This is a genomic window from Paenibacillus vortex V453, from assembly GCF_000193415.1.
GTDB classification, from domain to species: domain Bacteria; phylum Bacillota; class Bacilli; order Paenibacillales; family Paenibacillaceae; genus Paenibacillus_AQ; species Paenibacillus_AQ glucanolyticus.
Genome location: NZ_ADHJ01000025.1, coordinates 198,313 through 210,570, shown reverse-complemented (window position 1 = coordinate 210,570; position 12,258 = coordinate 198,313). Strand labels below are relative to the sequence as shown.

Annotated in this window: 11 protein-coding genes and 1 pseudogene; 8 read left to right on the top strand and 4 right to left on the bottom strand. The window is 45.1% G+C overall.

Annotation, left to right across the window (positions count from 1 at the left end; translation table 11 throughout):
- Window positions 1-64: 64 nt before the first annotated feature.
- From PVOR_RS15845 to hisC, 3 genes are all read right to left on the bottom strand, one after another.
- On the bottom strand, window positions 65-811 hold the full coding sequence (locus PVOR_RS15845) for an EcsC family protein (RefSeq protein WP_006210362.1): 747 nt from the start codon (window positions 809-811) through the stop codon (window positions 65-67).
- 469 nt (window positions 812-1,280) lie between these two features.
- Complete coding sequence (gene dapA / locus PVOR_RS15840) at window positions 1,281-2,147, bottom strand: 4-hydroxy-tetrahydrodipicolinate synthase (RefSeq protein ID WP_327196551.1); 867 nt, start codon at window positions 2,145-2,147, stop codon at window positions 1,281-1,283.
- Window positions 2,148-2,193: 46 nt separating this feature from the next.
- Window positions 2,194-3,303 carry a histidinol-phosphate transaminase gene (gene hisC, locus PVOR_RS15835; protein ID WP_006210359.1) on the bottom strand — a complete coding sequence of 370 codons (1,110 nt, stop codon included), beginning with the start codon at window positions 3,301-3,303 and terminating at the stop codon, window positions 2,194-2,196.
- A gap of 210 nt (window positions 3,304-3,513) precedes the next feature.
- Here hisC and PVOR_RS15830 point away from each other — a divergent pair, with 210 nt between their 5' ends.
- The 3 genes and pseudogenes from PVOR_RS15830 to PVOR_RS15820 all read left to right on the top strand — a co-directional run bounded on the left by PVOR_RS15830 (window position 3,514) and on the right by PVOR_RS15820 (window position 5,949).
- Window positions 3,514-4,158, top strand: coding sequence for a bifunctional 4-hydroxy-2-oxoglutarate aldolase/2-dehydro-3-deoxy-phosphogluconate aldolase (locus PVOR_RS15830; protein ID WP_006210358.1), 645 nt, complete (start codon window positions 3,514-3,516; stop codon window positions 4,156-4,158).
- Between the two features lie 347 nt (window positions 4,159-4,505).
- Window positions 4,506-4,895 carry an SRPBCC family protein gene (locus tag PVOR_RS15825; RefSeq protein ID WP_006210357.1) on the top strand — a complete coding sequence of 130 codons (390 nt, stop codon included), beginning with the start codon at window positions 4,506-4,508 and terminating at the stop codon, window positions 4,893-4,895.
- Between the two features lie 219 nt (window positions 4,896-5,114).
- Window positions 5,115-5,949: pseudogene (locus PVOR_RS15820) on the top strand (manganese catalase family protein).
- A gap of 213 nt (window positions 5,950-6,162) precedes the next feature.
- On the opposite strand, the gene PVOR_RS15815 reads toward PVOR_RS15820, so the two are convergent.
- The gene (locus PVOR_RS15815; protein WP_006210349.1) at window positions 6,163-7,125 is read right to left on the bottom strand and encodes a helix-turn-helix transcriptional regulator; all 963 of its coding nucleotides are present in this window, start codon (window positions 7,123-7,125) and stop codon (window positions 6,163-6,165) included.
- A 110-nt stretch (window positions 7,126-7,235) separates the two neighbouring features.
- On the opposite strand from PVOR_RS15815, the gene PVOR_RS15810 reads away from it, so the two are divergent.
- The 5 genes from PVOR_RS15810 (at window position 7,236) to PVOR_RS15790 (ending at window position 12,026) form a co-directional block, all read left to right on the top strand.
- Window positions 7,236-7,715 (top strand): GyrI-like domain-containing protein, encoded by a 480-nt coding sequence (locus tag PVOR_RS15810; protein WP_006210348.1) that lies wholly within the window; start codon window positions 7,236-7,238, stop codon window positions 7,713-7,715.
- 94 nt (window positions 7,716-7,809) lie between these two features.
- A complete protein-coding gene (locus PVOR_RS15805) occupies window positions 7,810-8,274 on the top strand; it encodes a hypothetical protein (protein ID WP_006210347.1) in 465 nt (154 codons plus the stop codon).
- A 238-nt stretch (window positions 8,275-8,512) separates the two neighbouring features.
- Complete coding sequence (gene ppsA / locus PVOR_RS15800) at window positions 8,513-11,122, top strand: phosphoenolpyruvate synthase (RefSeq protein WP_006210346.1); 2,610 nt, start codon at window positions 8,513-8,515, stop codon at window positions 11,120-11,122.
- Window positions 11,123-11,324: 202 nt separating this feature from the next.
- Window positions 11,325-11,603: an ArsR/SmtB family transcription factor gene (locus PVOR_RS15795; protein ID WP_006210345.1), complete on the top strand. Its 279-nt coding sequence runs from the start codon at window positions 11,325-11,327 to the stop codon at window positions 11,601-11,603.
- Between the two features lie 39 nt (window positions 11,604-11,642).
- A complete protein-coding gene (locus tag PVOR_RS15790; protein ID WP_006210344.1) occupies window positions 11,643-12,026 on the top strand; it encodes a VOC family protein in 384 nt (127 codons plus the stop codon).
- Window positions 12,027-12,258: the final 232 nt, after the last annotated feature.

Genomic DNA, 12,258 nt, shown 5'->3' with positions numbered 1-12,258 from the left:
AACTGCAACTCACTAAAGAGAGACGCTAGCCACAAATTGATCTACATGGCAAAAATGAGAGAAATTAATCCCAAACCTCAGAATGATCGTGCAATCTGCGCAGGCGGTAGGCGTTCATGGCAAACTCGCGCACCTCTTCAAGAATGGTGTAATTTGCCCATGCGCCTGCGAAAGCACCAATCCCAGGCACCATCTGTAACATTTTCCGGAAGTCAATGGCATCGCGGTACTCGATCTGAAATGTCTCCCAGTCCATATTCCGGGAGTATTCGGCGTCGGAGAGCCACTGTTCCTTTTCCATATGCCAATGCTTAATGGAATGCAATAACCTTGCACGGTTCTCCGGCCCCGAAAACGTCATTTGAAATACTTTGAGAATGAATACCCGCTCGGAGAAGTGTTTGGTGTCATAACCATAAACATGCGCCAGCTCGAACAAAAATTTCATTTTGATCGCAATTAAAGCCGGAAAGTCTACCATACTAAACATAATGCCACCGGCTCCCGTTCCAGCGCCTTCGGCAACCGCGATTTTTTGGTACAGGGCAAACAACTCTTTCGCTTCTTGATCGGCAGGCTCCAGTTCCAAAGTGCGCTGCACCGGTCGGCCGGGTGTATATTCCGCACCGAACAGTGCAGTGCGCACGATCGATCGGATGGTGGTGGTCATGATGCTGTGCATCTTCGGGGGAATCAAATGATTGATTCGAGTGCCGATGGTTTTCGATGTTTTTTCGAGCCAACCGGGCGGTTTGAATATTTTTCGCTCCCACTCGGCAACTTCCCTCTGTACTTTATGTTCGTAATTCATGCTTAACCGCTCCTCCAAAACATTTGGTTATATTGTAGCGAATAACTCCGTACTACGGAATAGACCGTAGCAGGATGCGGACCTCGACTAAAGTCCAGCGCCAGCTTACATAAAAGGATAGGCAAGATGAAAATGCTCCAAGGCCGCTTGTGTTTTTATGGCTCTGTCAATATAGAACTGCAGTTGATCTGAAATGACCTAACTTGATGGGCTGACCGACAAGAGGAAATCAACACAGGGTGAATTGAAGAGGAGGGATATTATAATTTATAACGAGGTTGTTAACATCAGTAATGCCTATTTTCCTCCAGTCATATAAATTTGCTGGAAGAGATCACGTATCATAAGCACACCTTTTATATCTGCCTGTTTGAAAAGGCCATTTTGCAGAGTCTTCGATTTTTTTGTAACTATAGAAAACAGACAACCAGTCCCCTAAGAGGCTGGTCGTCTGTGTTTACACCATGGTTTACTTGAACCGAATTGCTTTTTGTGCAGTTTCATTCGTGATTTGTGTCATAGGTAGACGAAGTCGATCTGATCGAATAAGCCTGTTTTGAGCCAGCAGCCATTTGAGCGGAGCCGGATTAGGCTCAGAAAAGAGAAATTGAATAAGTGGTGTAAGGCTATCAAATTGTTCTCTGGCCTCTTGATTTTTTCCATTACGGAACGATTCATATACTTGTACAAATTGTTGGGTTTCTAAATTGGCACTAGCCAGGATTCCTCCTTTGCTGCCGCAACATAACGAGGCATAAAACAAATCGTCTTCGCCGCACAAAATCGGTTTGGATTGGGTTCTGGTAAGTTGGAATAGACGTTTTATGTCGCCTGTGCTATCTTTCATTCCGATGACATGATCCATCTTCAATATGGTCTTCACTGTGTGCAAATCCAGCGTTGCGGCTGTACGATGCGGGATGTCGTAGAGAATAATGGGCAACCCTGTTTCGGCCAGGGCTAGAAAATGATACACGATTCCCTGCTGTGAAGGACGATTGTAGTAGGGGGTGGCGACCAATGCGGCATCGGCCCCAAGTTCTTTTGCCCGGGCTGTTTTTTTGATGGCAGCGGCCGTATTGTTAGATCCAGTACCTACAATCAAGGAAAGCTCTTCAAGTATAATGCGGGCCTCGTAAATCATCCTTTCAAGCTCTGAATCCCCTACTGTAGGCGATTCCCCGGTTGTTCCGTTGACGACCAGCCCGTGAATTCCGCTATTTCTCAAACGTGTAACGAGCCTCTTAAAAGATTTGATGTCAAGATATCCTTGTTCATCAAACGGCGTGACAATAGGAACCATGACTCCGCGCAATGACTCTTCATTTAGCATCATTTTGATTTCTCCTCTCTCAAGTCATCTCTGTGATGGACAATTGTTGTTATTCGCATGCAAGAATATCGGAGATGGCTCGAATGAGTACTGAGTTTTCTTCTATATTTCCAATTGAAATACGAAGGTGGCCGGGCAGGTTCCATATACCTCCGTATCTCACGATGATCCCATGGGCCATGAGGGCTTCGTATATATCTTTTGCTGCAGCCCCTAACTCAACTAACAGAAAATTACTTGTACTTTCCACATAAGGCAGTCCCATTTGTTGAAAAGCGTGATAAAGCTGCAGCTTCCCTTCATGATTTGATTTCAGTGTCAGACGGACATGCTCAACGTCTTGAAGAGCAGCAGTTGCTGCGATTTGAGCTAGTGTGTTCACATTAAACGGTTCCTTGACTTTGACTATTTGATGAACAAGCGTCTCATGGCCCACACCATAACCGACTCTAAGTCCAGCCAGGCCATACAGCTTTGAAAAAGTTTGCAATACAATCACCGGGTATCCGGATCGAACAAATTCAAGGCCATCGGTATAATCGGATTCATGTGCGAACGGACTATATGCGGCATCCAACAGAACAAGGACATGCTTGGGAAGTGTATCCAAGATATAGCGTAGATCTTCCCTCGGAAGGTACGTGCCAGTCGGATTGTTTGGCGAACAAAGGCAAAGCCAGCGGGTTCGGTTGGTCACTGCATTGACGATGGCCTCCCTGTCAAACTTGAACGAAGGACTTAAAGGAACCGGAACGACGGTCGCTCCCATCAGATGCGCGCCAAATTCGTACTCGCTGAACGAAGGCGAACATATAATCACTTCATCTTCTGGTTCCAGGAAAGTTTCGGCAATGAGTGTGATCAGTTCATCACCGCCGTTACTTATGATGAATTGTTCAGGAGCCATCTGATGGTGAGCTGCCAGTGCTTGCCGCAATTGGACGGTGCTCGCATCCGGATATCGATGTAAATCGGATAAGGAATCCGCAATCGCTTCAAGCGCTTTGGGCGATGGACCCAACGGATTTTCGTTAGAAGCTAATTTGATGATATCGGACAGCCCCAGCTCTTGTTGGAGTTCCCGGATCGGTTTTCCCGGCGAATAAGGCGACAAGTTACCCAGTGCGCTCCGCAATGGAATCGTGAATGAATGGTTCATGCTGGTTCCTCCTTCCTGTGAAAATGGGCCATATGGCATGAATATAAACCGTCCCATCTGAAAAGTAACCATCCAATTGGGTCCCTTTTCATCAAGCCGATTGGGAAAACGGAGCGGTTGGTACCGGAAAAATACGAAAGTGGATGGTTACGCCATGCTGGATTGCCGTTATATTCAGATTAATTTTACGTTAAGGGGTGAAGAGACAGTATGACTGTATTGGAACAACTCAACAAGGAAAAAATAATGGCGATGATTCGAGGCGTACATCCAGATGCAGCGGACCGGACCGTCGAAGCGCTGGCCCAAGGCGGTATTCGTTTCATCGAAGTGACAACCAACACCGAGGGCGTATATGCTTTGATTGAACGATGGAGAAAAACGTATGACCACGATTTAATTGTTGGTGCCGGAACCGTATTGGATGTGGAAATGGCGAAACAAGCCATAGCTTCAGGTGCGCAATTTATGGTGTCACCCAATCTGGATGAAGAGGTAATTGTCTACGGTGCCATGCATCACATCGATGTGTATCCCGGTGTCATGACGCCAACGGAAATCGTACGAGCGATCAAGTTTGGGGCAAAAGCCGTCAAAGTATTTCCGACTGGCTCGCTTGGAGGCGCTTCCTATTTAAAGGAAATCCGTGGGCCGCTCAATAATATTCCTATGATCGCGTCTGGCAGTGTTGGGCTGAATAATATACGGGAGATTCTCCACACTGGCGCGTTTGCGGTAGGGATGGGAGGAAGTCTGGTAAAACGGGATTGGATTGAATCAGGCAATTTTTCCGCTATCCAGAGATTGGCAAAAGAGTTAGTCCGTGTTGTAGCCGAGGAGCGGGCGACACACTAAATCCTGGGAAACACGCTTCAGTATTCGTGTCTGAGCGCACATCAGAGGACAACAACATGTACACCATATCTAATTTGGAAGCCGCATTCAATGCGGCTTTTTTTATCTAAGTACAAACAAACCGAAGATGTTGATGGATTTCTTTGTTACTTCAACACAGCCAGCAACCTTAATCATCCGCATTGAAATGTAACAATGCTTGATTATGTAATATGGCTTCTTAAACACTGACACACCGTGGTCAGTGTTATATGTTTATCATAAAGGTTGTAATGGATGAAGGATTATCTTGGACTCGTCTTATTTCCTACACGAGGAATAACGGCGGAATTGGGAGGGGAAGAACTATGGCAACTATCTATCGTGACATTGAAATCGACTGCAGTCTTGATAAAGCTTGGGATCAGCTTCGGGACTTCGGAAATGCGGCTAGACTATTCGCTGGCGTCCTTGTGGATTGCCAGGAGGCTTCGGGCGAACGAACGGTGACCTTCAACAACGGATATGTGGTTCAGGAGCAGCTAGTAAGTCTAGACGAGGAGAAGTGTCGTCTGGCCTACACTGTAGTGAACGGCGATTTCGCCCATCACAGCGCGTCCATGCAGATGCTCCCTTCTGCTGGAGGAGTAAAATTCGTCTGGATTAGTGATTTCTTGCCCCATGAGGCGACACAGCGCGTTGAACCTCTTGTCGAGGCAGGCTGTCAAGCAATCAAGCGATTCCTCGAATCACTCTGAATGGGAGGCAGGCGGGAGCTGCATGGTTCTGACGAATTCTTACGAGTGGGGTATATGTTATCACATTGCACGTGAAAGATTTGTATACGGTACGGAAGGACGAACTGGGTACTACTAACAAATAATTACAATGTATGATTTGCTTATGGCTGCCCCATAATATGTCTGTCTTTAAAGGAGGTGTTTCCCGTTTATTTCTATAAAGAAGACTTAATTAATATGATTGTGCCGGATAAACCTGATCCGGCTGCAGCAAAGGTCCTGCAGGAAGCCTTAGGTGGTCGATTCGGTGAGATGCGCACGATGATGCAGTATTTTTTTCAAAGCAGCAACTTTCGGGGGAACAAGGCTCAGTACCGTGACTTAATTCGCGGAGTTTTCCTGGAGGAAATCAGCCATGTTGAGCTGGTCCAGACAACCATTAATCAGCTTCTGAACGGATCGGGAGAGGAGATACCGGGGGATACCGGGAAATGCCGGGGTTGATGGAGCTCCGTTGGATGAAGCGGTGCGCCATGCCAATCCGCATCATTATATCGTGGGGGCGCAAGGGTCTTTACCTGTAGATGCAGCGGGCAATCCCTGGATGGGCAATTACGTATATAACCATGGAAATCTCGTAGCCGATCTGTTGGATAACCTGGTGCTTGAATCAACAGGGGTTTTGCAAAAATCTCGAATTTATGAAATGAGCTCCAACAAAACATTTAGAGAGACACTTGCCTTTCTGATCGTTCGTGATAATGCGCATCAGAATGCATTCGCAAAAGCCCTTGAATCGCTGGGTGTGGAGTGGGGCAAGTTGTTTCCAGTTCCTAATTACGATATCAACAAATATCCGGAATGCAAAAAATACGTGGATATGGGCTTCCACAATGCTCAATTCAACTTCAGATTGGACAATACCCGAATTGCCGAGATCTTCAGCGGAAAATCTCCAAGTCGGAATGGGGGAGAGCTTGAGATAACAGATCCTCCGATGGGTTATCCCGTCCCCGTATTGCCAGAAATGCCAAATGAGCATGCGCCGGGGCTTCACGATTTAAACACATAGCAGGTTCAACGCGAGAAACGATAAAAAACACCATTCTCAATATACATGTTCGTCTGTCGAGATTCTGGCTTAAAAGCCAGAGTCTTATTTTTTGTGTGTAAATCCTGTAGACCCCAAGAGTGTGAACATGGACCATTGGGAAATATCGAATGCAAAGCTTGGGACGATCCTGTTGTTTCAGAAATAAGCCGCAACGGTTTTAACGGACCCGGTTTATGGGCAATATAAGCGTAATCTCTCTTGCAAACCCTCCGAGACTTCTTCGGGCACTTCCCTGACCGTGATATCTCCGCCTAGGAAAAGCAGCCAGTTTGTCATTTCAGTTAATTCTTCGGTATGCTCTACATTGACAAAGGTCTGTAGAATAGCAGTGGTTTGGTAAGGATTCGTATACGAAATAGACACGTTTAAAGGATGGTATTTTTTGAATTGGGTGATCGCCTTTGGACCAAGCTCCAGGACAAGGTTAATGACATCTTCCTGTTTGCTTAGCAGTTCTAAAATTTTTTTCTTGCTTGCTCTTTTTTTCGAAGAGTATGGTTCTACATGGGTGAGATGGTCGACAGGAATTATCCGTCTCTTCTCATCCTCTAAGTCAAAGCCTTCAATTAGCCATAGGCTCTTCTCATGGTATAGGTGCAAGAGATAAATGGGATAAGATTCTATGACTTTCCCTTCATTGACGGTGACCCATAAGTAGCTATCCATCAGAAGGATTTGAATCAGTTTCTCCAACATGGGGTGGGGGAGGTCTGACAGATCAAGCAGGTCCGGATTATGAGGGTTGGTCCCTTCAAAGAGCAGTATTTGATTTAACAGTACAAGGTCATCCTGCTGATTATTTGAGATGAGGCCTAGTAATTTTTCAGCTAAAGAATGACGACTCTTCAGATAAGGGAGCTGCTGATTTCTGGTTGCCATGAAAGCAATAAATAGAGCTTTGATCTCATTATCGGTAAAACGAACCGTGGGCAGAACCGAGTTGTTCATGACAGAATAACCCCCATCCCTTCCAACTTCAGCGACAAGGGGCATTCCCATGGCTTCAATTTCCTTGATATCCCGGATTGCTGTCGAACGGGAAATGTTAAATTCCCGCATGATTTCAGAAATGGTAAAGTGAGCGCGGTTGTTGATATATCGCATGATGATATTAATCCGTTCAACCTTATTCATCGAGGCCTCCTAAACAGTATCATTTTCTGACATGGTTTAAGGTTATTATAAACCTATCAAGTGAAAAGACAAATCATTTGATCATCTTAAAACAAAGGAAGGTTTTGAACATGGCAGATTATATTCTTGAGGAAAAAGACAGCTTTACCGTTTTAGGCATTGGAACAGAGCTGAAGAGCAATTACACGGACTATGCCGGCATAAATAAAGAAAAGGCAGACTTCTGGTCGTCGGTCAAAGAAGATGGAAGACTAGACACATTGAGAGGTTTAGCCGCAAATGACTACATTTTTGCCGTGAACGAAGCGGTGAATAACAAGATGATGCACTATGCTGGTGTTATGACAGAGGCATCGTTACCGGAAGCTACGAGAGTTATCCAATTTCCTAAAGGGGAATATCTCGTGGTAAAAGGGGAAGCCAAGACGGCTGAAGAGCTCAGTAATACCCTTACTGGCATCGCCTTTGGTCAAGTTTTGCCAGAAGCTAAGCATATTGCCTATGTTGGCGGGCCGAATACAACGGTTGAGATGGGGGAGCGAAACGGCTTCATATACGGTGAATTGTGGATACCTGTCGTAAGGAAATAAAGATAAGCAGATGATGATGCGCACATATGCGAGTGTTGCTCAAAGCAGGTTGTAGAGAGCAACACTTGCTCACACTTTAAGGGGGGATAAAATGATGTCCTATACCGTTGATTTTAAACATGTGTCTACGGTTGGTTTAGAGTCTTCACCCGTAGCGGACAGGCTTGCTGGCTTACGAGCGAACGAAGCCCGCTACTTTATGAACAAATATAAGCATGAATTTACAGTTGTACCAGCGAGCGAAAGCCAGGAGACCCTTGATTATGTGAACCGAATTTTGAAAGAAGAACGTGATCTTGCGTTTGCGGCCAAACCACTTGAAACGTCGCGTTTTCAAGTGGACAACATCCAGTTTACCTATGTCTTTTATGAGGATGGTCTTGGACTCAATGTCATGTATACGGTGGATGACCCGAAGAAACGGGCCGTTGGCTTTAAGCTTTCTGAGGGAATGGAGATACCGCAGGAATTGGAAGGGAAGTTTAAGTTTGCGAGGCAGAAGTCTACCTTAGCTGGAACCATTCGGGGCTCCTTTTTTGTAATCAAAGGCGAATATTAGAGCTTAATGAGGACCCGAGGCAAGCTGAGGATTACCTTAGCGGAAAATACAAAAAAAAGAACCTGGATAAATGAACAGGTTCTTTTTTTATTGCGTATAAACAGACCCGATGATATAATCAGATCACGACTATGTATTATAAAAAGTCAAAGTTAGTTCATCTTATAATTTTATTGTATCATGCAAAAAAAACCTTGTCAAATGTTTTTTTGCAATTTAATGGTTAGGAGAGATGTGAATGAATTCGTTGGTCCTCGGCTTTTGGGAAATCGAGAAAACGCAGCTTTTGCTTGTTGGTGGTAAAGGGCTCCATCTAGGGGAATTATCAAAAATGGAAGGTATACAAGTACCTGAAGGATTTTGTATTACAACCCTGGGTTATCAAAAAGCTATGGAGCAAAACGAAACCTATCATGCTTTGATCCATCAACTGAACCTGCTAAAAGCAGAAGATCGTGATCAAATTGCCGAAATCAGCAGAAGGATCAGGCAAAGCATTGTGGAAGTAGAAATTCCTTCCGAAGTTGCAGAAGCCGTTACTCAGTATCTCTCCCGGTTTGGCGAAGACCACGCTTATGCTGTGCGTTCTAGCGCGACTGCTGAAGATCTACCGCACGCCTCTTTTGCAGGTCAACAAGACACCTATTTGAATATCATCGGCATCGATGCCATCCTGCAGCATATCAGCAAATGCTGGGCTTCCCTATTCACGGATCGCGCGGTCATCTATCGTATGCAAAACGGGTTTGACCACAGCCAGGTGTATTTGTCCGTTGTCGTTCAGAAGATGATTTTCCCGCAGGCTTCAGGGATTATATTTACCGCGGATCCCATGACTTCGAACCGAAAGCTGCTATCCATCGATGCCAGCTTTGGACTTGGAGAAGCATTGGTCTCTGGCTTGGTATCCGCCGATGGTTATCAAGTGCAGGAAGGGAAAATCGTTGATAAAAGGATAGCAACCAAAACATTGGCGATCTATGGTCGAAAAGAAGGCGGAACAGAGACCCGGCAGATTGATCTCGATCAGCAAAAGGCTCAAACACTTACGGAGCAGCAAATTTTAGAGCTGGCACGCATCGGAAGACTGATCGAAGCTTATTTTGGCTCACCCCAGGACATCGAATGGTGTTTGGACCAGGATACTTTTTACATTGTCCAGAGTCGGCCCATCACGACGTTATACCCTATCCCTGAAGCGAAGGATGAAGACAATCACGTTTACGTATCTGTCGGACATCAGCAAATGATGACAGATCCCATGAAACCGCTGGGATTGTCTTTTTACCTGTTAACAACTCCTGCCCCTATGCGCACAGCCGGTGGAAGGCTGTTTGTTGATGTTACACCTATGCTGGCTTCGCCTGTCAGCAGAGAAACGATATTGAATACTCTGGGTCAATCTGATCCGCTTATTAAAGACGCGCTTATGACCATAATTGAGCGAGATTTTATCACATTATTACCAAATGAAAACAAAGAACCGGCTCCCAGTAACAGCAAAGCTAAATCGACGCCGGGTGTTCAAGCACCGATCGAATACGATCCGTCCATCGTTTCTGATTTAATCAAACGCAGTCAAGCCTCAATAGAAGAGTTGAAACATAACATCCAAACGAAATCGGGATCCGGTTTGTTTGATTTTATCCTCGAAGATTTTCAGCAATTAAAGAAGATATTATTTGACCCGCAAAGCTCAGCTGTCATTATGGCCGCTATGGATGCTTCAGCGTGGATCAATGAAAACATGGAGAAGTGGTTAGGTGAAAAAAACGCAGCAGATACACTTTCTCAATCGGTATCAGGCAATATTACTTCGGAAATGGGACTTGCGCTATTGGATGTCGCAGATGTAATACGTCCTTATCCAGAAGTGATTGATTATTTACAGCATGTAAAAGACGACAGCTTTATGGATGAACTGATCAAGCTGGACGGTGGACCGGAAGCCCGGGACGCTATCTACGATTATCTGGGCAAATACGGCATGCGCTGTGCTGGAGAAATCGATGTAACCCGCACCCGTTGGAGCGAAAAACCCATTACACTTGTTCCGTTAATTCTTGGCAATATCAAAAACGTTGAGCCTCATGCAAGCCAGCGGAAATTTGAACAAGGGCGGCAGGAAGCTCTGGCAAAAGAACAAGCGATATTAGATCGATTGAAGTCATTACCGGATGGTGAACAAAAAGCAAAAGAAACCAAGCGAAGGATTGACCTTATTCGGAATTTCAGCGGCTACCGGGAATATCCCAAATACGGCATGGTGAATCGCTACTTCGTATATAAACAGGCGCTACTGAAAGAAGCCGAACGACTCGTACAAGCGGGCGTTATTCATGACCAGGAAGATATATATTATCTTACTTTTGAAGAATTTCACGAACTCGTACGCACCCATAAACTGGACGGCCAGATCATCAGCCAACGAAAAGAAGAGTACAGGTTATACGAAAAGCTAACGCCGCCTCGCGTCATCACATCGGATGGTGAAATCATTGCTGGTAAATACAAACGAGAACATCTCCCAGCCGATGCTATGGCAGGTCTGCCTGTTTCTTCCGGAGTGGTAGAGGGACGCGCACGTGTCATCTTAAACATGGAAGAAGCTGATCTCGAAGAAGGAGATATATTAGTCACCTCTTTTACGGATCCAAGCTGGACACCGTTGTTCGTTTCCATAAAAGGTCTGGTCACCGAAGTTGGTGGACTGATGACCCATGGAGCCGTGATCGCACGAGAATATGGCTTACCGGCCGTTGTAGGCGTGGAGAATGCAACTACAAGGATCCTAGACGGGCAGCGCATTCGCGTGCATGGAACAGAAGGGTATATCGAAATCGTGTAAAACGTACCTTCACGGATAGTAAGAAGCCTTGGCTAGAGAGCCGAAAATATGGTCTATGTGGACATAAAGCTTACCATTACATCTGCTATCAAGGAAGTAATCGTAAGATTGACTAATGGAGCATTTTAGTTGAAAAATTATCACGCAACTCTGCAGTTGCTTAAGGTTGACAAGCAACCGTAGAGTTGCATATAATCGATATATGAATTGGGATAAGGATGCTGTATTCAAAGCGCTTGGCGACTCGACTCGGCGACTTATGCTGGACGAACTATCCGAACGCAACGAGCTGACGTTGTATGAACTTACGGTTCGTCTCATTATGAAGCACGAACTCTCGATTTCAAGACAAGCGATAGCTAAACATCTTGCTGTTCTGGAAGATGCAGGACTTGTTATATCAAAGCGAAAGGGTAAATTTCGAGTCGTAATATTTAACAACGAACCGCTTAAGAATTTGCTGAATGGATGGATAGACTAATTTTAGTACAACCCATATGTCGAAGGAGGCACTAACAGTATGAAAATCGTAGTTACCAGTCTTTTTGTACAAGATCAGGACAAGGCATTGGCATTTTATTCTGAGAAGCTCGGTTTTGTTAAGAAGCAGGACGTACCTGTCGGAGAATTCAGGTGGATAACGCTTGCTTCTCCCGATGATCAAGACGGCACGGAGCTGCTGCTCGAACCGAATGACCATCCTGCCGCCAAGGAATTTCAAAAGAAGATATTCGCTGATGGAATACCAGCAACCATGTTTGGTGTGGAAGATATTCAAGCAGAGTACGAAAGACTAGTAGACAAAGGTGTAAAGTTTACGATGCAACCGACTAAAATGGGCGAGCTCACCATAGCCGTCTTAGACGATACATGCGGGAACCTGATTCAGATCGTGCAGAAGTAACTTCTCAAAAAAAAGTGAAATGGTCCCTTAAATCCAAACTGGAAGCATGACAAAACACAAAACCCAACGATCAGTACTCAAGTCCTGATCGTTGGGTTTTGTTTTGCATTTGCATTGTCCCAGTTCCCGATAGTGACAATAATGTCACACGGAATCGATTATTGTTATGTCAATCGAAGGAAATAAATGGGTGTCCCATTTATACTGGAAATTGCTTGACGAATTTATTTCC

Excerpts from the sequence above, each read along its gene's own strand:
- dapA (WP_327196551.1), bottom strand. The coding sequence starts at position 2,147 with ATGATGCTAAATGAAGAGTCATTGCGCGGAGTCATGGTTCCTATTGTC.
- PVOR_RS15790 (WP_006210344.1), top strand. The coding sequence starts at position 11,643 with ATGAAAATCGTAGTTACCAGTCTTTTTGTACAAGATCAGGACAAGGCA.
- PVOR_RS15845 (WP_006210362.1), bottom strand. The coding sequence starts at position 811 with ATGAATTACGAACATAAAGTACAGAGGGAAGTTGCCGAGTGGGAGCGA.
- PVOR_RS15815 (WP_006210349.1), bottom strand. The coding sequence starts at position 7,125 with ATGAATAAGGTTGAACGGATTAATATCATCATGCGATATATCAACAAC.
- PVOR_RS15795 (WP_006210345.1), top strand. The coding sequence starts at position 11,325 with ATGAATTGGGATAAGGATGCTGTATTCAAAGCGCTTGGCGACTCGACT.
- PVOR_RS15810 (WP_006210348.1), top strand. The coding sequence starts at position 7,236 with ATGGCAGATTATATTCTTGAGGAAAAAGACAGCTTTACCGTTTTAGGC.
- PVOR_RS15830 (WP_006210358.1), top strand. The coding sequence starts at position 3,514 with ATGACTGTATTGGAACAACTCAACAAGGAAAAAATAATGGCGATGATT.
- PVOR_RS15825 (WP_006210357.1), top strand. The coding sequence starts at position 4,506 with ATGGCAACTATCTATCGTGACATTGAAATCGACTGCAGTCTTGATAAA.
- hisC (WP_006210359.1), bottom strand. The coding sequence starts at position 3,303 with ATGAACCATTCATTCACGATTCCATTGCGGAGCGCACTGGGTAACTTG.
- ppsA (WP_006210346.1), top strand. The coding sequence starts at position 8,513 with ATGAATTCGTTGGTCCTCGGCTTTTGGGAAATCGAGAAAACGCAGCTT.
- PVOR_RS15805 (WP_006210347.1), top strand. The coding sequence starts at position 7,810 with ATGTCCTATACCGTTGATTTTAAACATGTGTCTACGGTTGGTTTAGAG.